The following is a 26,162-nucleotide window of genomic DNA, read 5'->3' on the forward strand; positions in this document are numbered from 1 at the left end:
CTCTCCTTTTATGTTATGCTTCAGATCCCAAATCAATTAATGCTTTTACAATATTCGTTTTAGTGATCCGACCAATTACTTTTACTTTGTGGCTATCGTCGATGGCCTTCACGACTGGTAAACTATCCACTTCGTAGTATATCATCATTTTGGCAGCTTCATAGACACTCTTATCTGCTTCAATCGAGTAAACCTTTGGTTGCCTTGTCATCACTAATTGTACAGGCATTGTTGTTGCTTGAGGGTTTCCTAAGGTCACTTTTAATAAATCCTTCCTGGATACTATTCCTTCTAAGTAATTATTCTCATCGACAACAATCAACGAACCAACATCCTCTAAAAATAATGAGATAACAGCATCGTTCACTGATGTAGTACCCTGAACGGTAACTGCAACTCCTTGGATATCTTTGACAAGCGTTTGTTTCCAAATAGCTTGTTGATTCTCTTGATTTACGTTATTAGCTAAAAAGTAGCCTACTTTAGGTTTTGCTTCAATTTGCCCTGTCATCACTAAAACAGCTAAATCTGAGCGGAGTGTCCCTTTACTCACACCAAGCATTTCTGCAATTTGTTCTGCTGTAATAGGTTCATGCTTCGCTAATATATTCATAATTTCCTTTTGCCGCATCGTAAAGTCGATCATGATCTTCCTCCTGCTTTTCCAACACCCTAATAAACGTAATAATTATAGGATCATCATAACATATTTTTAATAAGGAGATGGTGAATGTACTATTAATAAAATCTTCTTCTCCCTTCTTTCCTAACGAATACTGTATAAATGACACGTGTCACTTTATTTTAGGGACATATGTACAAAAAAAGATAGCATGACGGATCCACTATTGGTTACAAATTAATTGTTTTATAGTATGATTTATTTTAACGCTTACATGAGAGGATTTATACATATGCAGTTAAATAAAAAAGCAAATTATTACGTATTATTATTTGTCATTTTCGGTGGTTTTTTAATTTTTGGTATATCGGAAAATGTTAAAGGACCGGCATTACCTGAAATGCAACAAGAATTATCTTTAACGGATGGGACATTAGGTGTCTTATTGGCGATCAATGCTTTCGGTTTTTTCCTTGCGTGCACGTATACGTCTTGGCTTATTGCAAAAATCGGAGCCAAAACCACGAGTATATTAACCTTTGTATTAATGGCCATTTCTGGTATATGTATCTATTTTTCTACTAATTTCTCCTCTTTGGTAATTGCCTATTTCTTACTATACATTGGAAATGGGATGCTTGAAATTAGTCTAGCAATAATTGCTGCACGATTGTTTACGAAAAATACAGGAACTATGCTTAATTTATCGCATTTCTTTTACGGACTTGGATCAACGGTCGCACCAATAGTTGCCGCTCAAATGATGGGATGGGAGATCCATTCTACAATTTTAGGATGGCGTGGCATGTATCTAATCATGCTTTCGTTATCACTATTACCAATTATCCCCGTGATGCTAAGTCGTTTTCCTAAAGAGGTAGGGACGGATGAGGAAGATCGAACCTCCATAAGGAAATTAACAAAAGATCCTATCGCATGGCTAATTGTATTTGCCTTAACAATGGGAGTTACCGCTGAATTAGGAATTGCTGCTTGGCTTGTTAACTATTTAGTGAGGGTAAGTGAATGGTCGATCGCCGATGCCTCTGGAATGTTATCCGTATTCTTCTTTTCCTTTATGCTTGCCAGACTTTTACTTGGCCCGGTAACAGATAAATTCGGTTATGCACTATCGATTATTGTTCTTTCTTTATTTGCAGGTATATTTAGTTTAATTCCTATATTTACTGGTGATCATCTCGCGATATTGTTTGCAATTGCAGGTTTTGGGATTGGACCCATCTACCCGACGATGATGGCTTTACTGGCTAGAAAATACACGAAAGGAACGGATACAGCCATTACATTTACAGTTGTTCTTATCGGGATCGGTGGTGTAGTGACTAACTTAATGATTGGCTATATAATCGAATGGGTGACTAATCTTTCATTTGGTGCTACATTTGCCGAGAGTAACAAAATTGGGATGCAAGCAGGTTATGGCTTTATTGCTATGACTGCTATTCTTTGTGGATTGGCAACATGGGAGATATACCGAAGATTAAAGAAGGAAGGAAATGTTTTATAAGTCAGAGACTGATTACATAATGAAATAGCTTCTTTTTTATCGCGAAGTGAAGTACTTATCTCGCCAACAGACTGAAAAATTGATTGGGAAATATATCTATTAACCAACGCTCTGGCTGCCCACTTTCCTTTCCGTGGGGTTTTATCTTCAGCTAACTTTTCCAATCAAAGACCGCTTGGAAAAGTTAGCTGAAGACACGCCCCTCGGTATAGGATACACTGTGAAAGCTTGCTTGAACAGATGTTGACTTATGCCCTATGGGTAAAAGCGAAGTGTGCAAGCCGAAGCGGTGGTTACGTTTATATCAACTTTCAAAAAAATAAGTTAGCGCGTAGTTTGTTCCCAATAAATAAGAAAATCCAAACGATTTCAAGGTCGACTCGAATAATCGTTTGGAATTTTGTAATGATAAATTCTTTTATCCTTGGCTCTTTTATGTTTATTCAGTTAAACCTTCAATTGTGATTTCTTCCACAGTTGCTGTTCCATTGTCTAATATTTGAGCCTCCGCATGAATATTATCACCTTTTTCCAAGAAAATGGCTAATGGAGATTTACTTGCGTTTACTGTATAAATGGTCGACTCATTTGTTAATACGAATTGGACGACTTGACCTTGCTCAGTTGACGTGACTAATACGCGATCTACTTCACCTGTTACCTGCTCTGTCATCGCGCTATCTGTTGCCCCAACATTGCCTGGATCTTGTAACAGAGCCATTCGGTAAGCATCTAATGTTTCATTAGCAGTATCTCCAAAGACAACAAAGTCAGAATCATTAGCCTTAATATAAGCATATTGTTTGTGTAGACCATTGGGATCTAAGACGTTAACGACCCAAGTTGGGTTTCCATCGACATTGTATAGGACAGGCATATATCCTTCCCATTTTTTCTCAGGAAATTCTTTATTGACAATTTGTTTAGCACCCTCACTATCCATAATTCCATTATTCTTTTCACCACTATAATAGGTAAGTTCTCCACTGCGTGCATTAACTAATGTATACCCTAAAGCTGAATCTATATTTTCTTTTGGTGATGTCATATCCGTAAAGTAGAACATATCGCCATTATCATCAAAGATTGGAGTTACTCCTGCTTCCGATCCAGATTCATTAGGGATTTTCACATCTCTTTTTCCAAAAACACTATTCAACCAGCCGTGAATATATTTTCCAAAATAATTATTTTCTAACGTGGCCATTTCAGAGCTGATCGATCCTTCAATAAATGCGGGCGCTTCATCGGTAGTAAACATCTGCATCTTCCCAGAATGAGGATCAATAACTACCACTTTTACATCTTCTAAATTCGGTTTATTTGTTACATGGATCGGACGATAAACGGTTTGGACATACCAAGGCTTACCTTCATCATCTACTTCAACCTGTGCTTCACCACTTTGAATATAGTGTGGATATTTATCATAAATAACACGCTGAACGTATTTATTAAAATAACTAGAATTGGTATATTGCATCGCATCTTCATGAAATTCCGGTTGTGCATTTACATTTGTAGCGGAAATCGTAAAATAGCCTGCAGTCTCTTTTCCTCTAAGGAACTTCCAAAAGTCTGCAAATTCTACAGGTGCTACGTAAACAATCTCTTCACTCACTTTTTGTACTTGAAGCTTCCCTAAATCATAAAATTGCGGATTCGGTACAACACTCATTGCTTTCTGGATTTTATTTCGTGCAAATTCGGGTGCAACTGTTATTGGTGTTTCGTCTTTAGTTAATGGTTTTGCCTCTTCTTCTTCTTGAACAGGAATGCTTTGATGTGCTTGATCCAGTGTTGTAAAGCCTAAGATAATCACCACAATCACGCCAATTAATCCTGCACTGAAAAAGACGATAATTGGTTTCAACACTTTGGTTTCTACTTTCTCTCCTGGTTGAATGACATACAACAATAATGGGAGTAGCACTACTGCTATGATTAAATTAGCAATTAGCATGTTGGGTACTGTAATTGCCGGCATCCCAAAATAAAAAATGATACCTGTTATCACATACCCAATTACGAAAATAATTAGACCATGCTTCATTATCCGTGAAGTATTACTTGAAGACAAACTTACGGTAATAATTAGTCCTACTACATATAAAATCATTGCAATCAACGTTGCAATTAATACACCTATCATTTCTAATTCCCCCTCTGATACTATTTTATACGAACCAAAGAAGGAAAAGTTTCATCCAATCTTCTCTTTACTCCATAAACAGACCAATTTTTTTCTAAAGGCTATCCAAGCTACCTATCAATTATGTTAGATCTCCAACAAAAAAAGGTACAAATCCATAAATGATTGTACCTCAACTAACATTATATATTTTTTTATTCATATCTTGTCATATCAACCTGATCCAATATCATATCATTTAACTTTTCATTCACCACTAACTGGAACCTGTGAAGTTGCTCACGTTGTTGAGCATTGGCACTTGCCATAACCCTGTCAATACTTTGTGATAGTCTTTCTAACTCTAAATGAGCGTTTGTATAATCTTCATTTAACAAAAATTGATTTCGATTAGACATATCCAACTGTTCTTCTGCTTGTTGAATAATGTGCTGTCCTTCTATAAGTAAATTTTCAATAGAATCTCTTGTTGCCATCGCAATCACCTCAAAAATAGTGTATGACAATTAGTAAATATCATACACTTTTCAAACAATGTTTGCTAAAATACAGGAGTATCAAGACCATTTAGTTTACAAGATAAAGAATTATATCGTGTTGTAAGAACCAAGCTTAAAAGGAGTAACGAAGATGAAAGCAATCATCCCTTTTTCCCACCAATTATTAGAAGAAGTTGTCCATTTAGGTGATCGTGTAATCGATGCAACTTGTGGTAACGGCAATGACACTTTAGTGCTAAGTAAGCTGGTAGGTAATACTGGAAAAGTGTATGCCTTTGATGTTCAAGAACAGGCAATTGAACAAACAAAAAAGCGAATAACAGAACAACGAATTGAAAATGTCGAACTTATTCATGCCGGTCACGAGCAGGTATCAACCTATGTGAAAGAGCAGACAATTTCTGGTGCAATTTTTAATTTAGGCTATTTGCCTAAAGGAGACCATTCGATTATTACTACACCAGCTACAACAATCCAAGCTATCCGCTCCATACTACCATTACTAAAAAAGCATGGTCGTATCGTTGTTGTTATTTATCATGGTCATAAAGGTGGTACAACGGAGAAAAATCATGTATTGTCCTTTTGCAAAGGGCTAGATCAAAAAGAATATCAAGTATTACAATATCAATTTATTAATCAGATAAATAATCCGCCTTTTGTGATTGCGATCGAAAAATTAATTTAGGAGTGAGAAAATGATGAAGCAAAATAAATATGATGACGAACTGTTCTTTTCTGCCTATAAAAATATGCCAAGATCTACTAAAGGTTTAAAAGCAGCTGGAGAATGGTATATCTTTCAAACATTGCTTCCTAAATTACAAGATAAAAAAGTTCTTGATTTAGGATGTGGTTTTGGATGGCATTGCCGATATGCTCGTGAACAACAAGCAAATTCTGTTGTTGGTGTAGATATTTCGGAAAAAATGCTGCAAAAAGCTCGTGCGATGACGAACGATTCTTCTATCTCTTATATCAATAAACCAATAGAAGACATCGAGTTTCGGCAAGCTACATTTGATGTAATTTGGAGCTCATTAACGCTTCATTATGTGAAGGATTATCAAGCAATTTGCCGCAAAGCATATGATTATCTCCAACCTGGTGGAGCCTTCATTTTCTCTGTTGAACACCCAATCTTTACTTCAAGAGCAGAACAAGACTGGTGTTATGATAACAATGGCAACCGATTACATTGGCCTGTTGATCATTATCAAACAGAGGGGATACGTCAAACCTCATTTCTTACCGAAAACGTTATAAAATATCATCGAACCATATCAAGCTATATCAACGGGTTGATTTCAACTGGATTTGTTATAAAAACAGTCAAAGAGTCCATTCCTTCCGAAGATATGTTACCTGATATGAAAGACGAACTGCGCCGCCCAATGTTTCTACTATTATCAGCTGAAAAAATTTAATACTTATTCTTCTTATTCGATAAAGACTGATGATATACTGAAGAAAAGCTTAGATAGGAATGATAAGATGAGTCACTTACACTCAATTCTGACTAAACAAAAACAGTTTTTTGCCCATAATAAAACAAGAGACGTGCAATTTCGAATCCAAGCACTACAATCATTAAAGGCGAGTATAAAAGCATATGAAGATAAAATCATAGTCGCTCTCAAGAAAGACCTTAATAAATCTGAAGCGGAAGCATTTATGACGGAAATTGGGTTTCTTTATAGCGAAATCGATCATTTCATCAAAGAACTGCCAAATTGGGCAAAGCGAAAAAGAGTCAAATCACCTATTACCCACAAGGGATCAAAAAGCTATATTTATCAGCAGCCATACGGTGTTGTTTTAATAATTGCCCCATGGAATTACCCTTTTCAGCTAGCACTTGCTCCATTAATCGGTGCCATCGCTGCAGGTAATTGCGCTGTAATTAAACCATCTGAATACACACCAGAAACCTCTGCATTGCTTAATGAGTTAATTGCAGATAGCTTTTCTGATAATTATATTACCGTTGTAGAAGGAGCTGCCGAAACAAGTAAAGCTTTACTGCAAGAAAATTTCGATTATATCTTTTTTACCGGCAGTGTTTCGGTAGGTCGTGCAGTGATGGCAGCTGCTTCCAAAAATTTAACACCTGTAACATTAGAATTAGGTGGTAAAAGCCCGGCCATTATTGATAAGGATGCCAATCTTGAAGTGACAGCTAAACGTGTTGCATGGGGGAAGTTCACCAATGCTGGGCAAACATGTGTTGCTCCCGATTATCTGTACGTACACGAAGATATTAGACACTCCTTTATATCCGAACTCAAGCAAGCGATTCGAACATTATATGGCGAACACCCTCTAGAAAATCAAAATTTTGGTCGGATTGTCCATGAAAAACATTTTGATCGTCTACAGAACTTTTTAACAAATGGAACGATTATTCTTGGTGGTAAGAGTGATCGTAAACGATTAAAAATAGAACCGACATTGCTTGCCGATATTACGTGGGAAGATGAAGTAATGCAGGAAGAAATCTTTGGTCCGCTATTACCAATCATAAATTATCAAGACTTAACTGATGTATTAACCGGTATCGAGCGTTATCCAAACCCGCTCGCATTTTACTTTTTCTCTGAAAATCAATCTTTAGCTGAAGAAATCATGGAGAAAGTATCCTTTGGTGGTGGCTGTATTAATGACACCATGTATCACTTAGCAAGTCCTTATCTACCGTTTGGCGGTATTGGTAATAGCGGCATTGGTGCTTATCACGGCAAAGATAGTTTTCTGACTTTTTCCCACCAAAAAAGTGTGTTAAAACAAACAACAGCGTTTGATCTTCCGTTCCGCTATCCTAATATGAAAAACGGGCTGAAATTATTGAAACGTTTGATGAAATAGAAGACCGTGCAAGCTACTGAGCTGCCCGGTTTGTGGTTTGGATATTTATAAACACTTGCACTTTTATTCATTAATATCTGCCCGCAAGCCTATTGTACACTTTAATATTCCAATGGAAAAATTGAGACTTTCGCCCACTTACCCGTATCAAGCGTTTCACAATTGCTTCAAACTTCTTCATTTTTTTCACTTTTGGATCAGCTAGGTAAAGGCCAACCAAACCATGCTGAACCATTTCATGGAAAGAACGGTCTGGTAATACTTGAATATGCTGATTGGTCTGTTTCACAAAATAGACAAGGCGCTGTTCCAACTCCTGTTGATTTTGATAGTAATTGCAGAAGTTTAAGTCACCTTCTTCCTTATCTTCCTCTTGATCAATAAAATAATCAAGCATAATATGTAAGCCTTGCAAAAAAGGAAAATAGCTGTCAAATATCTTTTCCGCTAATTCTTCTGTCATCTGATTATTGAGTCCATAGGATACCATACAAAAAATCCCCAGTGTAGAACCCGTACAAGCAGAAAATTCGTACCAGCTTAACATCGGCCATCTCTCCTGATGCTGCTGGAACCACTTTTCCAATCTCGGAATTCGCTGATCATGGTCGACATGTTTATGTACTTGTAGGTCACTGTATAACGATTCTAATTGAATCATATGTGGTTGAAAAAGCGAATAATTGTCAATTTTAAGCAGTACTTGTTGACAGGTCCTTACTAATTCTGTTAAATAATCGCCATCAGCTTGTTCTAGTCGATATTGATAATAATTCTTCACTTCGTTTTCTGGAGATAATGCATCCTCCATTGATTGGTGAAGCATACGAAAATCAGTCGGATCAAGTGATGTGCTCCGATCACACAAATTATCTAAATAATCGCTAATTGTTTGATAGGCAACGATAAACCGAATGGCATCCTGCCACTTATCTCCAGCTAATAAACTATAGACACTTCCACCCTGACAGTGAAACTTTTTATCTCTGATACTGGCTAATGCCTGTGTCTTAAGTTCTTGATCTGGTATTTCATTTGCACGTTTTTTCCAATAATTTAATTCACTATTTACTCGTGGAAATATTTTTTGATAAACATTTTTCATCATGATCGGTGCATTTGTTGGGACATTTGTTGACAACTTTTCTCCCTCACTTTACTATTATTGCCTCTATACTAATATGATATCATATAATTAACTAGATAATAGGAGGTTAACATAGATGATAGATGATTATAAAGGAAAAACTCCCTCCATTGATCAAACAGCATTTATCGCACCCGATTGTGTTATCATTGGAGATGTAGAAATTGGAGCATTCGCGAGCATTTGGTTTAAAACAGTAATTCGTGGTGATGTAGCACCAGTTAAAATTGGAGCTTATTCGAACATCCAAGATTTATCATTGCTCCATCAAAGTCCTGACTTCCCATTGATCGTTGAGGATCATGTTACAGTTGGACATCAAGTTACATTACATTCTGCTGTCATCCGAAAAAACGCGCTAGTCGGCATGGGATCGATTATTTTAGATGGAGCAGAAGTTGGCGAAGGAGCATTTGTTGGTGCAGGCAGCTTAGTACCTCCTGGCAAAAAAATCCCTCCTAACACCCTTGCTTTTGGCAGACCAGCTAAAGTAGTCCGTGAGCTAACGGAAAAGGACCAAGAAGAAATGAAACGAATTCGGCAAGAGTATGTGGAAAAAGGACAGGTATATAAAGTAAAAATGCCATTAGTGACGGAAGATTAATCCACACTTAGCTAAACGATTGTCCGTTGCCACTGATATAGGTTAGCTCCCCTGCGAGAAATAAAAAGCAAGCTTGGTCATGAAATAGGAACAAGCTTGCTTTCTGTTTTATCTTCTTCCTGTAAATCACCAACATCAAATTTTTTCTCGATATAAATCTGGTGCCATAACATAAACATTAATACTGTCCAAAGTTTTCTGCTATTATCCTTTTTATCATTCCTATGTTCCTCAAGCAAGCTATAAATGATACCTTTCTCTAGTAAATGATCCGTTTCACTCTCCATAATAAGCTTTTTCGCCCATGCATATAACTCATGCTTTAGCCAGTGACGAATTGGGACAGGAAATCCTAGCTTCTGGCGATTCAATACATGATCAGGTACGATTCCATTAGCAGCTTCACGTAAAATCTGTTTAGTGGTACGATTTGTTATTTTCTTGGATACTGGTATTTCTCTCGCTACGTTAAATACTTCTTTATCTAAGAATGGAACACGCAACTCCAATCCATGGGCCATTGTCATTTTATCTGCTTTAAGTAAAATGTCGCCTCGTAACCATGTTTGTATATCAATATATTGCATTTGATGTACAGGATGGTCTTGTTCGATTTGATCATAAAGTGGAGCGGTAATCTTTTGATAATAGTATTCTTTCTGGTAATTCCTTAATAATCTCTGCTTCTCTTCCTCTTCAAACATTTTTGCATTTCCAATATACCGATGCCTTAATGGAGTTGTACCTCGCGCTAAAAAGCTTTTCCCTCTAACACCCTCTGGTAGAACATCAGCAACACGCGCTAATAAACCTTTCGCTCGTATTGGAATGGATTCAAAGACTCGTAGTGATTCAGGTTCTCGATATATGTTATAACCACCAAATAATTCATCCGCTCCTTCACCCGATAACACTACTGTTACATGTTTCTTTGCTTCTCTAGCAACAAAATATAAAGGGACACAAGCTGGATCTGCCAACGGATCATCCAAATGCCATATAATCTTTGGTAATTTTGCTACATATTCCTCTGGTGAAATAGTGTAAGAATAGTTTTCTATTCCTAATCGGTCCGCTGTCTCTTGTGCAACATCGATTTCAGAATAACCATTTTGTTCAAATCCAACCGAAAAGGTTTTTATATTCGGATGGTATCTTTTTGCTAAGGCAACGATAAATGAAGAATCGATACCACCAGACAAAAAAGAACCTACCGGAACATCACTACGCATATGCAGTGCGACAGATTGATCTAAAACAGATTGGATCCGTTCTATCCAATCCTTATTTTCATAATGTTTCAATTTAAAACCTGGTTGAAAATAACGATAGCTTACTAATCGCCTATCTTTTTCTTTTATAAAATAACTCCCAGGTTCTATCTTTCTAATCGTTTCTTTCATAGACATCGGCTCAGGTACATATTGATAGGTAAAATAATGTTGTAACGCTTCTTGATCTATTTGCTCTGATTCTGCAAGTAAACTTTTCTTCTCGGATGCAAAATAGATCCCCTCTTCCGATTCTTTATAGTAAAATGGTTTGATCCCGAATATATCTCGTGCACCATATAAACACTGCTCTTCTTTATCCCAAATTAATAGCGCAAACATGCCTCGAAGTTCACGGAACATATCAACCCCTTTTTTAGTGAACATGGCAATAATTACTTCTGTATCAGACTCTGTCGAAAAAGTCATTCCTTGTTTCTCTAGTGATGCTTTCAATTCTAGGTAATTATATACTTCACCATTGAATACCATACAATACCGATCATCATGATAAGTAATTGGTTGATGACCATATTCAACATCGATAATACTTAGCCTTCTAAAACCAAATACAATTTGTTCATCTTCATAATAGCCATCATCATCAGGACCTCGATGACGCATAAGATTATTACGGTTCTCAAATTCTTTTCGTTCGCAAGCATCTAGCCATTTTGTTTCTGCTTTTAATAGCCCAATAAAACCGCACATCCTGATTCCTTCTTTCTTGAGAATATTTTCCTTCACCTATTAGACGATAATTATTTCTTAGTATTACACTTATTTTTATTTCCAATCAAAAAAGCTAAGTACAATGCATGTACTTAGCCTCATTATCGTTTTTTATAGGAAAATATAAAACTTAAGCCTTACACTCTTTCACCAACTAACTTCGGTCCCACTCACATCCTATTTTGACATGGCCTGGGTGAAAGTAGCATCCATGTTGTGCGGCGTCGTTGGTCCGTTGCTGATCCAACATTGGCTTTTCTTAGGCTTTTGACAGAGATGATTTTAATACGTCCACTTTATCGGTGTTCTCCCAAGGAAAATCACCATCAGTACGGCCAAAGTGACCGTAAGCAGCTGTATTACGGAAAATTGGTCGTCTTAAATCTAGCATTTTGATTATTCCGGCTGGTCGTAAATCAAAGTTTTCACGTACTGCTACAACCAATTCTTCTTCTGTGTGTTTTCCAGTCCCAAATGTATTGATCGAAATCGATACAGGCTGTGCTACACCGATTGCATATGCTAATTGTACTTCGCAAGATTCTGCTAAGCCTGCAGCTACAATGTTTTTCGCTACATAACGAGCTGCATATGCAGCAGAACGGTCTACTTTTGTTGCATCTTTACCACTGAAGGCACCGCCACCATGGCGAGCATATCCACCATAGGTATCAACAATAATCTTACGTCCAGTTAAACCAGCATCACCTTGAGGACCTCCAATCACAAAACGTCCAGTTGGGTTGATAAAGTATTTCGTTTCCTCGTCTAATAATTCAGCTGGTACGACCGGTTGAATCACATGTTCTTTTACATCTTTTTGAATTTGTTCTAACGTTATATCTTGATGATGTTGCGTAGAGATAACGATCGTATCAATACGTTGTGGCTTATCATTTTCATCATATTCCACTGTTACTTGTGTTTTTCCGTCAGGACGAAGATAATCTAAGGTGTTATTTTTTCGAACATCTGACAACTGCTTCGCCAAACGATGTGCTAAACTGATTGGCAGTGGCATTAATTCCGGTGTCTCATTGTTTGCGTAGCCAAACATAAGGCCTTGATCGCCAGCACCAATTGCTTCAATTTCATCTTCTGTCATTTGTCCTTCTCGTGCTTCAAGTGCTCTGTCAACACCACCTGCAATATCAGCCGATTGCTCGTCAATAGCAGTCAATACCCCACAGGTTTCTGCATCAAAGCCATATTTCGCTCTTGTATAACCAATTTCTTTAATTGTATTACGTACAATTTTCGGGATATCTACATAAGTGGATGTAGTTATCTCACCAGAGACTAATACTAATCCAGTTGTTACACTTGTTTCACAAGCTACCCTTGCATTTGGGTCCTTTGATAAAATTTCATCTAATATTGCATCAGAAATCTGATCACAAATTTTATCCGGGTGACCTTCTGTAACTGATTCTGATGTAAATAAACGTCTATTCTTCGCCATGTTTCCTGTTTCCTCCCTCTTAGTTTTACACCAAGACTTTCATCATTCACTTTTATATAAAAGTCTAATTAAAGATTTTATGTTTATGAAAAAATCTACCTATTCAACTATACAACTTTTCCTAAAAAAATGCACGGGGCAAATTAACTCATTAAACCGATAAAAATACTTGGTTATAAGAGCAATATATGACTCTAGACAGTGGTTTGTGTAAGTCTAGAGTTATCTTCCCTTACTAATTATACGGTATATCGTATCTGATTCTGGTAATAAAGTCAACCGATCACAACTACCCAATACATCAAAAAAATGTATAGCTAACAATAGTTAGAGCTAGCTATACATTGGTTCAATTATCTTTTCGATATAATCTAGACTATGTGATAATACATCATCTTTCATGATAAAACTATATGTTTCATTGGATTTAATATTGGCAGGAAGCTTCTCTAATAAAACAGGCCCTTCTGTTTCAAAGTAAGAATCTTGTTCTTTTAAATTCTTGACTATTGCAAAGTAGATATTCTTAGCGATTTTTTCCCTTTTGCCTGTTACGAAATACTGTCCAATGTATTCAATTTTCTCTACTTCGCCTCCTGTCTCCTCTAGTACTTCTCTTATTGCTGCTTGTTGTGGGGTCTCGTTTCCTTCTACTTTGCCACCTGGAAATTCAATTCCTCGGTTTTTATGTTTTGTTAGTAACCACTTCTTTTGGAAGCGGCAAATCACCCAGACATGCTTAGGGTCTGAATCAAACGGATGATCTTCAAACGATAATTGTACTTTGTTATTATAGTAATCATAAAAAGTTTTCATAATTCTATACTACCCTTTATTTTTACTTATGGCTAATGTTTACTATTTTCCATGTACCATCCATCTTTTCAAATCCCATTTCAATCGTATATTTACCATATAATGCATTTTCATTCGCTTGAGTAATGGTTACTTTATTATCTTCTATTTTTTTATTATAGTCTTCATCCTTGTCAAACCATGGCGGTGTTTCTGTCGGTAGAATGTATAATCCGTCTTCTTTTTCTTTAAAATAAAAATCAATATAAGGTTGTACAGCTTCTCTCACAATATAAGGTTCAAAAGCATTTATTAGCTCTTCTTTTGTATTAAATCGTACAACTTTGTAATGATCATCCACTTCCTGAACTAAGAGGTCCATAAAAGTGTCAGTCAATTTTACTATTTCAGCGTGTGTTATTTCATTTGAGTCTGTTTTTTGCTCGATACTTTTACTAGGTACTTGTTTGAGTGCAGCATTTTTTTGTACATGTATATGATTTGAATTAGCATAAATATGCTCAGAGTCCAAATAGTTCATTACGGCAATGGCAAATACGAAAAGGACTAAAACAGTTGTGCGTGTGATGATTTTGTTCATGGTTTCTCCCTCCTAATGCCTTCTATTTATCTATTCCTCTTTATCGTTATTGTAAACATTCCGTTATACTATTAGACGAATAAAGCCACCTGTTTGTTTCATTTATTTTTCATTCTTTGGAATGATGTTTGATTCATCCATGGCTTGTCTTGTTTCAGGCGTTGCTAATCGATAAAGCATTTGTATAACATCCTGTAAATCTGTATCATATTCATCATTTTGAGGGTCTTGATGGTACTGGACATAAGGAATATGGGCACGAACAAAAGTACCGATATCATCTTCATGTAATTCGTTAAATTTTTCTCTTAACAAAAATACTTCTTCGTCTGTTGCTTGAATCGTATATTCTGCATTGTTACCGTATGGTATTTGGGAAATTTCCTGCGAAGCAATATTAACGTAGTATGTTTTCTTTTCCATATTTGTTCACCTCTTCAGTGATATTGTATGTAAATAAACGGGAAACATGCAGATATTTAGAAGCGTTTAAGGAGATGTTTATTTTAGCCAACTAGCATAGCACAACATTTTCCGGACACAAAAAAGTCCTGTGTTCTTAAGAACACAGGACTTTTTAATTACCGACTGATTGAATTTGTTGTTTCGATTCTTCGACAACTTCTTTAATAAGACAACGTCCACGACCGTGCGGAATACACATTGGTGTACCGAACATCGGATCATACATTACGTCAGCTTTCATTTGAAATACATCATGAACTAAACTGCAGTTAACAATTTCTTCTGGTTTTCCTTGCGCATATATCTGCTTATCTTTAATCGCTACAATATGATGTGCATAACGACAAGCTAAATTTAAATCATGTAACACCATAACAATCGTGCTCTTTCGCCGCTCATTTAATTCAAAAAGCAAATCGAGTATTTCAATTTGATGGGTCATATCTAAATAAGTAGTAGGCTCATCCAATAAAATAGTATCGGTCTCTTGTGCTAGTGTCATCGCAATCCAAGCACGCTGACGCTGACCACCTGATAAGGAATCAACAGCACGGTTCTTCAAGTCTGTCATATTGGTAGCATTTAATGCTTCTGTAACAGCTTTTTCGTCTTCTTCAGACCAACGCTTAAACACTGTTTTATACGGATGTCTTCCTTGTTTAACGAGGTCTTCAACAGTTAAGCCTTCTGGGCTAATAGGACTTTGTGGTAAAATCGCCAATTGTTTCGCCACTTCTTTTGTTGGTGTTCTTGCAATGTCTTCCCCGTTTAAAATAACATTCCCTTGTTTAGGCTTTAACAGTCGGGCTAATGAACGTAATAATGTTGATTTGCCACAACCGTTTCCACCAATTAAGACTGTTATTTCACCTTTAGGAATCGAAATATCCAATTCATCTATTATAATTTCATCGCCATATCCAAGCGTCAAATCTTTTGTTACCAGTGTTTCCATGCTGAATCTCTCCCTTATTCACACTGTTCGGGCCATCTTTTAATATCTTCGATTCAAACTTTTCTTCTGTATCTAGTTTATTAGCTTTTGATAAGGAAGTCAATGAGTTTGAGAATCGTTTTCACTATTTCTCTCATCATTACCTACTTTTTTTAAATAAAGATACCTAAATTCATCATGTTAAGCATCTCATGTATAAGTTCCATAAAATATGGACCACTGTAAAAAGTGACCCTTTTCTTTTGCATGTCTATTCTTGATCTGAATGTGCTTTTTTTCATTTATTGCTATATTTTAACACTATTATTTTTATTTCGCATAGGCTATACTAATCACAAGAACAAACGTTCGTTAGAGGTGTTGAATGATGGATTATAGCTCTTTTCCTAAACATAACGTGCTTTGTATTGATATGCGATCCTTTTATGCAAGTATTGAGTGTGTCAAACGTGGCCTAGATCCGATGACAACTATGCTTGCGGTTGTTGGGGATAAAAGTCGATCTGGCAGTATTATTCTTGCTGCTTCCCCCGCCTTAAAACAACGGCACGGAGTCAAAAATGTGAGTCGATACTTCGAGCTGCCTAATGATCCGGCTATTCAAGTAGTCGAGGCAAAAATGGGGGATTACGTGAAGGTGTCAATGGGAATCACCAAGTTGTTACACCAGTATGTTCCGAAAGAAGCGATCCATCCCTATTCCGTTGATGAAATGTGGATTACCGTTGATGGATTAGAAGATTTATACGGGGATGCGCACCATGTTGCTCAAATGATCAAGGACGAAATATATGACACGATGGGATTGACCTGTGCAATTGGGATTGGTGACAATAAATTTTTAGCGAAAGTAGTGATGGATCTCTATGCGAAAAAAACAGGTATTGCTACATGTCGTTATCAAGATGTCGAACATTTATTATGGCCAGTGCCGATTGAAAAAATATGGGGGATCGGCAGACAACTGACAGCGCATCTTAACCGGATGGGGATTGTCTATTTGGGCCAATTAGCTAATTATCGATTAGATAGGCTACAAAAACGGTTTGGAGTAATCGGGGAGCAATTGTACTGGCATGCCTGGGGAGTTGACTTAAGCCCAGTCTATGATTCATTCGGAAGAAAAGAAGAACAAAAAGGCTTCGGACATGGCATCACCTTATTACGTGATTATTCCGCTGCAGAGACATTAACATGTATTCTCGACTTATGTGAGGAAGTATGTAGACGTGCCCGTACACACAAAAGAGCGGGAAGAACGATTCACCTAGGCATTGGCTATGCTGATAACGGTGGTGGTTTTCATCGTTCACGATCTCTTCACTTGCCTACTAATATCACGATGGATATTTATCAGGTATGCTTGCAATTATTTCACGAATTTTATAATCAACATAGCAAAATTCGTCGTGTCAATGTTTCATTGAATAACTTATATGATGATATCGAAACACAGCTGAATTTATTTGAAGATCAACCGAAAAAGAAAGATATCGGCTATGTGATGGATGCCATTCGTGCTAAATATGGATCGACTGCTATTTTACGGGCGTCAAGCTACACCGAAGCTGGTATCACAAGAGAACGCAGTAAGAAAATTGGTGGGCATTATGCATAAGAAGAAGGACAGCAATTTGGCGTAATACTGTCCTTTTTACTATCAACCTTCGGTATTTATTTAGCCAACTTTGGGCACATTTAACAGCTTTTTAATAAATGCCGTTGCAATTTATTTGTAGCGTTACGTGGCAGTTGTTCGCAGAAATAGATTTGCTTTGGCACTTTAAATGAAGCTAGTCTTTGACGACAATGTGCCAATAGTTGTTCAGCAGTTATCTTCCCGTCTGCTTTCACTACGTATGCAACAGGGACTTGTCCCCATCTACTATCTTCCATTGCTGTTACTCCTGCTTCTTTCACCCCTTCACATGAAAGCAATACTTCTTCTACTTCAGCTGGATAAATATTTTCCCCGCCAGAGATGATTAAATCACTCCGCCGATCGACTACAAACAAGAAACCTTCATCATCTAGGTAACCTAGGTCACCAGTGTGAAACCATCCATTTTGAAAAGCTTCTTTATTAGCTTGCTCCCGGTGATAATAGCCTCTTGTTACCATTGGTCCCTGTACAACAATTTCACCAATCTGATTAGGCTTCGCTACTGTTTTACCGGTATAAATTTGTAAGGATGCCGAGAAAAGCGGTTTTCCGGCAGAACCTAATTTACGTAAAGCGTCTGCTTCATTAAGCGTCGCAATTTGCGAACTTGTCTCGGTCATGCCATACGTTTGCACAATCGGTACATGTTTTTCTTTTGCCTTCTCTAATAACGGCTTTGGTGCCGGTCCACCACCTAATAGCATACAACGAAACGAGCTTGGATAATGATCATCCGCTAACTGCTCTAACAACCTAGAACAAGTCACCGCTACGACAGAGACAAGGGTAACATTCCGTTTCATTATTGCACTGTGTACTTTGTCCTCATCAAATCGTTCTAGTAAATAAACCGGCATACCATATATGACACTTTTGAATAATATCGATAGACCGCCAATATGGAATAGCGGAAGACAGGCAAGCCATTTATCATTTGGCAGTAAGCCTAAATTTAAAGCAGAGGCTACTGCGCTGGCCCAATGGTTATGATAGGTATGGATCACTGGTTTTGCCCTACCTGTTGTTCCGGAGGTAAACATCATCGAGCAAACGAGATCATGATCGATATCGCTCGACAGTGTGCAGTCTGCTTTTGGAGCACAATGAATGTCAGCAAAAGAATAAGCTGGCACAGTCAACGACTGAATGCTCTTGCGGTACTGATCAGCGTAAATAATAGTCTGAACGTCTGCATCTTCACATTGTATCTGCCATTCTCTAGTTGTTAAACGCGTGTTGAGAAAAACCACTGGAACATTCAAATACGTGCATGCCCAAAAAGCAACCACCATATCAATAGAATTGTCCGATAGCATGGCAATATGGCCGTTTGGATGAACGGTATATAATCTGTAAGCAAAATCATGTGCTTTCTTAAATAGCTGGGCAAACGTCACCGTCTCCCCATTACTTAACTCAATAGCAATGTTATCCGGGGTCAAATATGCCCGTTTTGTCAACCAATGCTCCATCCGCGTCACACCTCCTTCTCTCTTTTTTAAACAAGGGTGGGGACAAAAAAGTTAGGAAAAAGGGGAGATCCGAACAATAATATCTGTACTCAGATTGTTCGGATCCTCCTTCTTCATATTTCGTTTTGTCCCAGCCTCTATTTCATCATGGGAAGCGTGGGAATTGTTTGAAGTCTGGCTTACGTTTTTCTTTAAATGCATCACGGCCTTCTTTTGCTTCATCTGTTGTGTAATAAAGCAATGTTGCATCTCCGCCCATTTGTTGTAGACCAGCTAGTCCATCTGTATCTGCGTTGAACGATGCTTTCAAGAAACGAAGGGCAGTTGGTGACTTCTCGAGCATTTCTTCACACCATTGAATCGTTTCTTCTTCTAATTTTTCAAGTGGTACTACCGTATTCACTAAGCCCATATCCAATGCTTCTTGTGCATTATATTGGCGGCATAAGTACCAGATTTCGCGAGCTTTCTTATGACCAACAATACGTGCCAATAAACCTGCACCATAACCAGCATCAAAGCTTCCTACTTTTGGTCCTGTTTGTCCAAAGATAGCATTATCTGCAGCTATTGTTAAGTCACAGACAACATGTAATACATGACCGCCACCAATTGCATATCCAGAAACCATTGCGACAACCGGTTTTGGAATTACACGGATTAAACGCTGCAAGTCCAAAACATTAAGCCGTGGAATCTCATCTTCACCTACGTAACCGCCATGACCACGAACTTTTTGGTCTCCCCCGGAACAGAATGCTTTGTCTCCTGCTCCTGCTAGTACAATTACACCTATATTTGAATCATCACGCGCATATGTAAAGGCATCAATCAATTCATTCACTGTTTGTGGTCGGAATGCGTTACGTACCTCCGGTCGGTTAATGGTTATTTTAGCAATTCCATTGTAAGTTTCATATAAAATATCTTCATAAGTGCGTTCACTTATCCATTCTACTGTCATTTGATGACCTCCTCTAAGAAATAAATTCCTCTACTATTGTACCAAAATTTTTTGTTTGTTCCACATGAATTGCATGTCCAGCATGTTCGATTATTTCTAGTCGACTGTTTGGAATCATTTTGTCCATCTTTTTATTGATCTCGACAAACTTGTGATCCGATTCGCCTACAACTAATAAAACAGGTAGTCTTAGCTGATGAAGCTGGTTCCAGCATGATGGCATCACACCAGTACCCATTGTTATTAACGAATGAGCTAATCCTTCTTTTGAATGTGATAATCGTTCTTTACGAATTTTTTCACGGATGCTCAAAGGTAATTGTTTTTGTGAAGTAAATAATGGTATATTCTCCCATTTATCAACAAACGATGCAAGCGGATTACTGCAAATAAAAGCAACAAGTTCCTGATCTTTTTGCTGTCTTGCCTTTCGCTCCTTTTCCGTTGCTAATCCAGGTGATGCACTTTCTAACGTCAGAGATCTCACCATTTCAGGATAATGGCAGGTAAAGGATAAAGCTGTCCTACCTCCCATCGAATAACCGACAAGATCGAACAACTCTAGCCCCATTTCATTAAAAACACGATGAAGGTCATTACAGCAGTCATCCATTGACTTCACTTCAGCCCTAGTATGACCATGGCCCGGTAAATCCACCACAACTAATTGATTGTTAGGGAAAAAAGGAAGAAGTGGATACCATGTTTGACTTGAACCAGTAAAACCGTGCAATAATACAACAGGATCACCATTACCATAGACCTCTACCCAATAATTACCTAAATACATCACTATACTCCTCTAAAATAGGCAATGTATACCTTTCAATCTCCTGCCATTTCATTTGGTGCCACGTTACATTTTGATCGCGGTCGGTTTTTACTTCGATTAACGAAACACCTTTCTGTTTATAGCTAGATTCCAGTGCACGCAAATAGGCCGACCACTCTTCCACTCTAGTGAATGCAACGTTATACAGCGCTGCTACCTTGTCAAATGCAATTGACTGTGGTGTCCCAAACAACATTTCATAGTGTGGATTTCCTGCTTTGGCTTGTGGTAAAAAGGAAAAGATTCCTCCACCTTGATTATTGATTAATACAACGGTCAGATTGAGCGGATAATTGCTCGTTAATAATAAGCCATTCATACTATGTAAGAACGAAATATCGCCGATCAATAACGTCACACGCTTTCCAGTGCTTGCCATGCCAAGGGCAGTTGAGATAATACCATCTATCCCATTGGCACCACGATTGGCGTGTACCCGGATCTTTTTCTCTGTCGCCACCCAAAATGTATCAACATCTCGAATTGGCATGCTATTTCCGACAAATAAAATACTTTCATCAGGAATAACTGTTTGGATACCGCGAACCGCTAATCCTTCTGTTAAAGCTTGCTGCTCTTTACTCAATATTTTTTTTGCTACAGCATTCAGCTCCTGCCAGATCGATAACCAGGCTTTATCAAATGAAAGGGAAAGACTCGCTAATTGAATCGCAATATTAGCAGGTTTTCCATATAAATAATGCGCGCTCTTTATCGAAGGATTCCGGAATGTAACATCTTCATCAATAATAAATTGCTCGATGTCATTTTCCTGCAAAAGTTGCAAAACAGGCTTCGATACAGGCATTGCCCCAAAACGGATGATAAAATCAATATTGATTTGTTCTCTTACTTTTTTTGATTTCAAAATACTGTCATAGCTTTCTACAATCACATTTTCTCCCGTTAAAAGCCTTAAAGAAGAAAGCGGGTCAGCAAATACAGGCAGTTGCCATTTTTTCGCTAAATACAAAACAGCATTTGCTAGGTCAGAATAATCATGTGGTCCACAAACAATGATCCCCCGTTTTTTGCCATATAATTGCCGCTCAATAGCTGCCAATGCTTCTTCAGAAATCCGCGTCTCTTCAAATGGAAAATGATGCGTAATAACCACATCTTCTCCCCATGCTCCCTTTATACGAAAGTCAGGAATAAGTGGTTCACGAAAAGGGAAATTCAAATGAACAGGCCCTTTCACCTGAAAGAGAGAAGTATGTACTGCTCGGTCTGCATGGTTACGTGCATACTGTAACATATTCGGCGTTGCTTCAGGCAAAGCCATTTCGTGAAACCACTTCACATAGTTACCATAGATCTTCAATTGATCAATGGCTTGTGGTGCCCCTACATCACGTAGCTCATGGGGACGATCCGCTGTCAAAACCAGTAACGGAATCCGGCCATGAGAGGCTTCAATAACTGCCGGATAGTAGTTAGCAGCAGCGGTGCCAGAAGAACAAACCAGTACGACTGCTTTTTTTGTTTGCTTTGCAATACCAGTTGCAAAATAGCCAGCCGAACGTTCATCGATATCGACCCAAATATTAAACTGGTTGTACTCCGCAAAGGCGAGAGATAAAGGTGTGGAGCGTGACCCTGGAGAAATGACTATATCACGCACACCACTCTTATATAGTTGGTCAACAAAATGGCCAATATATTTGGTTAAAGACTCAATATGACTCATCATTCTCCTCCCAACGCGTGCAACATCGGAGTAAATTTAATCGTTGTTTCCTGATACTCTATTTCTGGATCTGAATCCTGTACAACTCCACATCCAGCAAATAACGAACCTTTATTTTCAGAAACAAGTGCGGATCGAATCGCTACGGCAAATTCACCATCAAAGGTCTGATCAAACCAACCGATTGGGGCACCGTACCAGCCACGCTCCAACTGTTCAAATTGACGGATGAAAGCCAATGAGCTTTCTCTTGGAAAGCCGCATAAAGCAGGTGTAGGATGAAGTTTTTCGACAACATCTAGTAATGTATAGCCTTGATCCAATTCTGCATTTACAGGAGTATATAAATGCTGAAGATTTTTTAATGGATACAAAATTGGCTGATCAGGTATTTCAACAAATTTAGCAAATGAACTAACCGCATTTTTGATCATATTAACGACAAATTGGTGCTCATTACGGTTTTTCTGGTCATTTAATAATTGTTGACCGATATCGTTATCTTCCTCTTTCGTCTTACCTCTTGGTGCTGTTCCAGCAATACATGCAGATAATAACTGCCTGTTATCTACTTTTACTAAGCGTTCAGGTGTGGCACCAATAAAACAAGTATGATCCTTCTCCCATGCAAAAACAAAGCTGTTTTCCTGTGTTTTCTCTAAGCGATCGAGAACCTCACCTAAATCACAATCCTCCTCAAATTCGAGCTGCAATTCCCGTGCCAAGACAATTTTATCAACCTGCTCTTCATCAATAGCAGTGGTTGCCTTCTTTACGAGTTTTTTCCACTGAACTGGATCTACTTCGTGCTTTAACACGACATGGTTTTCCCGATAGACCGGATCTGGTGCATGTAATAGCTGGTTCTTACCAGTTACCAGCTCTGACGCCAATTGATCGATATTACTTCCTTGCTCCACGTAAACGGTTGTAGTTAAGAAAGCTTTATTGTTATCTATCGTTAACAAATAAGTCGGAACCCGAAATTGACTACCATTATAGCTTGCCCATAATTCCTCTGCCTTCTCTTTTGCATCAAAGGGAAATCCGCCAAAAGCAATCGGTCCTGTCTTATATTGATCAAATGGATTGACAATCCAACTATTATCCATCGTTTGATTCCATTTATCCTTTAAGTTTTTATAGGAAGCATCTTTATCATGAAAAAGTAACGCTTCACCAATGCCGACAAATTGTGTTTTGTTATCTGCGCTAGACCAAAAGACCCTATTTCCACCAATCGCTTTTCCATTCTGAAAGAAATCGATGGGATCGATCCACTCTATTTGTTCGGTAATACTAACAAAGGTTGGTGTCGATTTATCTATAGATTGTTTTTGGGCTACTTGTAAAACACCATCTATCTTTATTTCCTTTGTTTCAATCATTGATAAACCCTCCAATATATTAGGGCATATTTTTATATAGTGTGATTTACCTCGGCGGGTTTTACCCCTTACTGAGGGTTAATGAAACTTGTCAAGGTGTTAACGTCCGTTATTCTAATTAGTTAGCATGCTTTATTAGAACCTTTAAATCAGGATTTATAGACTTAGCACCGTGATAAACGCTATTCATTATAGTATAATTTGCATAATTTTTAAAGGCATTAATATATTCCTTAGATATATACCCTTTAATAGTATAACAAAAAACTTGTCTTTGGGGATGAATATTGTTTAACGATCAGTAAGATCACCACTTCAAGCATTAACGCAAAGATAACTTTAGGAATAGCCGCCGCTACCCACTGATAGTTTCGCTAATGATCACGCGGACAAAACCCTCACTATCATAGTCTCACTTTATAACAATAGTTTGACACATATTTAAGTATTCACTAAACTTATAATGTTACTTAATTTTTATCAAGGAGATTTCTTACAATGGAAACAAAAGCAAACCATTTAAATGAGAAGCCTGGGTTCCATATATGGTGGAGATTATTGAGGCCACATACATTAACCGCGTCCTTTATTCCCGTTTTTGTCGGGACAATGTTAGCGATTTTGGATAACAATTTCCATCCATTATTATTTATTGCTATGTTAATTGCCGCGATACTGATCCAGGCAGCAACCAATATGTTCAACGAGTATTATGATTATGTACGGGGACTGGACAACGAAAGCTCTGTCGGCATCGGTGGAACCATTGTCAGAGATGGTGTAAAACCCATTGTTGTAAAAAGGTTAGCATTTATATTTTTCGGAGTGGCTATCTTGCTAGGTGTATATATTTGTATGGCTTCTAGCTGGTGGATTGCTTTAATAGGAAGCATATGCATGTTAGTAGGCTATTTATATACCGGCGGGCCAATTCCGATTGCTTATACACCTTTCGGAGAGGTTTTTTCGGGGGTGTTAATGGGAACTGTCATTATTAGTATTAGCTATTATATTCAGACACTAACAATCACTTGGCAGGTAATCGTCATTTCTATTCCAATCGCTATTTTTATTGGTTGCATCCTGTTAGCTAACAATATTCGCGACTTAGATGGGGACAAGGAAAACGGTAGAAAAACAATCGCTATTTTAATCGGCAGAGATAAAGCTATCTTTCTTTTATCCAGCTTGATGTTGCTTAGTTATGCATTAACCACTGCTTTTATTATCGCTGGACTACTACCAATTTATAGTATCATAAGTTTATTAAGCATAGCGAAAGCACGAAAAGCAGTTCGTATATTCCAAGCGAATACAACAAATGTTGGAATGATTCCTGCCATGGTTAATACAGCTCAAACTAACACCATCTATGGTGCACTAATCGGATTATCCTTATTATTACAAATAATTATCCCGCTACCATTGTAAAGGGAGGTATATGTATGCATAAAACCTTAATGGAAGCACTACAAATGAAAGTCAAGGAAAAATCCAAGTATCTTGTTGCAATTGAAATGCCAATTACCGGAAATGTAAAACAACCAATGGGGTTTCTACATGGAGGTGCAACTGTAGCTCTTGCAGAAACGGCAGCAAGTATTGGTGGAATGGAGCATATTGATCCTAACTTGCAGACAATTGTTGGTATCGAGATTAATTGTAATCATCTAAAATCAAGAAAAGACGGTAGCATAACAGCAAAAGCAACTCCAGTTCATATCGGAAAAAGAACAATGGTATGGAATATCCATGTAGAGGATCAAGATGGGGATTTAATCGCTATTTCTCGTTGTACACTTGGTGTTATCAACCCATAAGAAAAATCGAGCACAAGCAGCTCGATTTTTTATTTTTTTTGTATCCAGTTTTTCAGTTTACTAAAGATTAGTGCAAATACAATACCTACGATAATCCCTTTAATCAAATTAAATGGAAGGATACCAAGCAATACGGTGGTTCTCTTTACACTTTCGGACATTTCTTCCCAGCCCATAAACCAGCTATACGCCGGGATAAACAAGAAATAGTTTAAGACAGATAAGCCAACCGTCATAAGTAATGTGCCGAAACCTAAACCAATTAACACACTTTTCATCGTACGGTATTTCATGTACATGAAGCTCACTGGGAGAACATAAAACATTCCGGCAAAGAAATTGGCTACTGCACCAATCGGATCAGAAATAGCTGTTACAAGCACATATAACACATTTTTTATTGCTACGACTGCCACTCCTGCGATAGGCGAGAAAATAATACCAGCAATTAACGCTGGAATATCACTTATATCTATTCTTAAATACGCTGGAATAAAAGGAAATGGTAAAGGAAAATTTAAAAATATTAATAAAACCGATATCGTTCCCATAATCGAAATGACAATTAAACGATAGAGATTACCAGTTTGGGCAGATGACTTCACAATGTTTGCCTCCCCATCAGATTAATAAT

Annotated in this window: 24 protein-coding genes; 8 read left to right on the forward strand and 16 right to left on the reverse strand. The window is 37.7% G+C overall.

Going from position 1 to position 26,162, the window contains the following annotated elements; genetic code table 11:
* Positions 1 to 13: 13 nt before the first annotated feature.
* Positions 14 to 646 carry a helix-turn-helix transcriptional regulator gene (locus tag ACTNEP_RS03930; RefSeq protein WP_441160361.1) on the reverse strand — a complete coding sequence of 211 codons (633 nt, stop codon included), beginning with the start codon at positions 644 to 646 and terminating at the stop codon, positions 14 to 16.
* A 268-nt stretch (positions 647 to 914) separates the two neighbouring features.
* Here ACTNEP_RS03930 and ACTNEP_RS03935 point away from each other — a divergent pair, with 268 nt between their 5' ends.
* Positions 915 to 2,150 carry an MFS transporter gene (locus ACTNEP_RS03935; protein WP_441160363.1) on the forward strand — a complete coding sequence of 412 codons (1,236 nt, stop codon included), beginning with the start codon at positions 915 to 917 and terminating at the stop codon, positions 2,148 to 2,150.
* A gap of 439 nt (positions 2,151 to 2,589) precedes the next feature.
* Here the strand turns inward: ACTNEP_RS03935 and ACTNEP_RS03940 are convergent, their stop codons facing one another.
* The gene (locus ACTNEP_RS03940; RefSeq protein WP_441160365.1) at positions 2,590 to 4,302 is read right to left on the reverse strand and encodes a DNA-binding protein; all 1,713 of its coding nucleotides are present in this window, start codon (positions 4,300 to 4,302) and stop codon (positions 2,590 to 2,592) included.
* A 194-nt stretch (positions 4,303 to 4,496) separates the two neighbouring features.
* A complete protein-coding gene (locus tag ACTNEP_RS03945) occupies positions 4,497 to 4,778 on the reverse strand; it encodes a DUF2524 family protein (RefSeq protein ID WP_441160367.1) in 282 nt (93 codons plus the stop codon).
* Between the two features lie 154 nt (positions 4,779 to 4,932).
* On the opposite strand from ACTNEP_RS03945, the gene ACTNEP_RS03950 reads away from it, so the two are divergent.
* The 3 genes from ACTNEP_RS03950 to ACTNEP_RS03960 all read left to right on the forward strand — a co-directional run bounded on the left by ACTNEP_RS03950 (position 4,933) and on the right by ACTNEP_RS03960 (position 7,667).
* On the forward strand, positions 4,933 to 5,490 hold the full coding sequence (locus ACTNEP_RS03950; protein WP_441160369.1) for a class I SAM-dependent methyltransferase: 558 nt from the start codon (positions 4,933 to 4,935) through the stop codon (positions 5,488 to 5,490).
* A gap of 13 nt (positions 5,491 to 5,503) precedes the next feature.
* Positions 5,504 to 6,229, forward strand: coding sequence for a class I SAM-dependent methyltransferase (locus ACTNEP_RS03955; protein ID WP_441160371.1), 726 nt, complete (start codon positions 5,504 to 5,506; stop codon positions 6,227 to 6,229).
* 67 nt (positions 6,230 to 6,296) lie between these two features.
* The gene (locus ACTNEP_RS03960) at positions 6,297 to 7,667 is read left to right on the forward strand and encodes an aldehyde dehydrogenase (RefSeq protein WP_441160372.1); all 1,371 of its coding nucleotides are present in this window, start codon (positions 6,297 to 6,299) and stop codon (positions 7,665 to 7,667) included.
* 70 nt (positions 7,668 to 7,737) lie between these two features.
* Here ACTNEP_RS03960 and ACTNEP_RS03965 read toward each other — a convergent pair whose 3' ends face one another.
* Positions 7,738 to 8,808, reverse strand: a complete 1,071-nt coding sequence (locus ACTNEP_RS03965) for a tetraprenyl-beta-curcumene synthase family protein (RefSeq protein WP_441160373.1) — start codon at positions 8,806 to 8,808, stop codon at positions 7,738 to 7,740.
* Between the two features lie 82 nt (positions 8,809 to 8,890).
* Here ACTNEP_RS03965 and ACTNEP_RS03970 point away from each other — a divergent pair, with 82 nt between their 5' ends.
* A complete protein-coding gene (locus ACTNEP_RS03970; RefSeq protein ID WP_441160374.1) occupies positions 8,891 to 9,418 on the forward strand; it encodes a gamma carbonic anhydrase in 528 nt (175 codons plus the stop codon).
* A 77-nt stretch (positions 9,419 to 9,495) separates the two neighbouring features.
* On the opposite strand, the gene asnB is transcribed toward ACTNEP_RS03970, so the two are convergent.
* From asnB to ACTNEP_RS04000, 6 genes are all read right to left on the reverse strand, one after another.
* Positions 9,496 to 11,400 (reverse strand): asparagine synthase (glutamine-hydrolyzing), encoded by a 1,905-nt coding sequence (gene asnB, locus ACTNEP_RS03975; protein WP_441160375.1) that lies wholly within the window; start codon positions 11,398 to 11,400, stop codon positions 9,496 to 9,498.
* A 280-nt stretch (positions 11,401 to 11,680) separates the two neighbouring features.
* Entirely contained in the window at positions 11,681 to 12,883 is a 1,203-nt protein-coding gene (metK, locus tag ACTNEP_RS03980; protein ID WP_441160377.1) for a methionine adenosyltransferase, read from the reverse strand.
* Positions 12,884 to 13,216: 333 nt separating this feature from the next.
* Positions 13,217 to 13,699, reverse strand: a complete 483-nt coding sequence (gene ytkD / locus ACTNEP_RS03985) for an RNA deprotection pyrophosphohydrolase (RefSeq protein ID WP_441160378.1) — start codon at positions 13,697 to 13,699, stop codon at positions 13,217 to 13,219.
* 22 nt (positions 13,700 to 13,721) lie between these two features.
* Entirely contained in the window at positions 13,722 to 14,279 is a 558-nt protein-coding gene (locus ACTNEP_RS03990; protein ID WP_441160379.1) for a hypothetical protein, read from the reverse strand.
* A gap of 102 nt (positions 14,280 to 14,381) precedes the next feature.
* Positions 14,382 to 14,702, reverse strand: a complete 321-nt coding sequence (locus ACTNEP_RS03995; protein WP_441160381.1) for a hydrolase — start codon at positions 14,700 to 14,702, stop codon at positions 14,382 to 14,384.
* 154 nt (positions 14,703 to 14,856) lie between these two features.
* Positions 14,857 to 15,699, reverse strand: a complete 843-nt coding sequence (locus ACTNEP_RS04000) for an ABC transporter ATP-binding protein (RefSeq protein WP_441160382.1) — start codon at positions 15,697 to 15,699, stop codon at positions 14,857 to 14,859.
* Positions 15,700 to 16,066: 367 nt separating this feature from the next.
* Here ACTNEP_RS04000 and ACTNEP_RS04005 point away from each other — a divergent pair, with 367 nt between their 5' ends.
* A complete protein-coding gene (locus ACTNEP_RS04005; RefSeq protein WP_441160383.1) occupies positions 16,067 to 17,317 on the forward strand; it encodes a DNA polymerase IV in 1,251 nt (416 codons plus the stop codon).
* An 80-nt stretch (positions 17,318 to 17,397) separates the two neighbouring features.
* On the opposite strand, the gene ACTNEP_RS04010 is transcribed toward ACTNEP_RS04005, so the two are convergent.
* The 5 genes from ACTNEP_RS04010 to ACTNEP_RS04030 form a co-directional block, all read right to left on the reverse strand.
* Positions 17,398 to 18,843 (reverse strand): o-succinylbenzoate--CoA ligase, encoded by a 1,446-nt coding sequence (locus tag ACTNEP_RS04010; protein WP_441160384.1) that lies wholly within the window; start codon positions 18,841 to 18,843, stop codon positions 17,398 to 17,400.
* A gap of 136 nt (positions 18,844 to 18,979) precedes the next feature.
* The gene (gene menB, locus ACTNEP_RS04015; RefSeq protein ID WP_441160385.1) at positions 18,980 to 19,798 is read right to left on the reverse strand and encodes a 1,4-dihydroxy-2-naphthoyl-CoA synthase; all 819 of its coding nucleotides are present in this window, start codon (positions 19,796 to 19,798) and stop codon (positions 18,980 to 18,982) included.
* A gap of 13 nt (positions 19,799 to 19,811) precedes the next feature.
* On the reverse strand, positions 19,812 to 20,588 hold the full coding sequence (gene menH / locus ACTNEP_RS04020; RefSeq protein WP_441160386.1) for a 2-succinyl-6-hydroxy-2,4-cyclohexadiene-1-carboxylate synthase: 777 nt from the start codon (positions 20,586 to 20,588) through the stop codon (positions 19,812 to 19,814).
* Positions 20,575 to 22,320: a 2-succinyl-5-enolpyruvyl-6-hydroxy-3-cyclohexene-1-carboxylic-acid synthase gene (menD, locus tag ACTNEP_RS04025; RefSeq protein WP_441160387.1), complete on the reverse strand. Its 1,746-nt coding sequence runs from the start codon at positions 22,318 to 22,320 to the stop codon at positions 20,575 to 20,577. Before menD ends, menH begins: the two co-directional genes overlap by 14 nt.
* Positions 22,320 to 23,708: an isochorismate synthase gene (locus ACTNEP_RS04030; RefSeq protein ID WP_441160388.1), complete on the reverse strand. Its 1,389-nt coding sequence runs from the start codon at positions 23,706 to 23,708 to the stop codon at positions 22,320 to 22,322. The genes menD and ACTNEP_RS04030 overlap by 1 nt, the downstream gene beginning before the upstream one ends.
* Before the next feature lie 498 nt (positions 23,709 to 24,206).
* Here ACTNEP_RS04030 and ACTNEP_RS04035 point away from each other — a divergent pair, with 498 nt between their 5' ends.
* Both ACTNEP_RS04035 and ACTNEP_RS04040 read left to right on the forward strand, forming a co-directional pair.
* Positions 24,207 to 25,139, forward strand: coding sequence for a 1,4-dihydroxy-2-naphthoate polyprenyltransferase (locus ACTNEP_RS04035; RefSeq protein ID WP_441160389.1), 933 nt, complete (start codon positions 24,207 to 24,209; stop codon positions 25,137 to 25,139).
* 14 nt (positions 25,140 to 25,153) lie between these two features.
* Positions 25,154 to 25,528, forward strand: coding sequence for a PaaI family thioesterase (locus ACTNEP_RS04040; RefSeq protein ID WP_441160390.1), 375 nt, complete (start codon positions 25,154 to 25,156; stop codon positions 25,526 to 25,528).
* A 29-nt stretch (positions 25,529 to 25,557) separates the two neighbouring features.
* On the opposite strand, the gene ACTNEP_RS04045 is transcribed toward ACTNEP_RS04040, so the two are convergent.
* Positions 25,558 to 26,133, reverse strand: a complete 576-nt coding sequence (locus ACTNEP_RS04045) for an ECF transporter S component (protein WP_441160391.1) — start codon at positions 26,131 to 26,133, stop codon at positions 25,558 to 25,560.
* Positions 26,134 to 26,162: the final 29 nt, after the last annotated feature.

This window comes from Gracilibacillus sp. HCP3S3_G5_2 (assembly GCF_052063305.1).
In the GTDB taxonomy this organism is placed as follows: Bacteria; Bacillota; Bacilli; order Bacillales; family Amphibacillaceae; genus Gracilibacillus.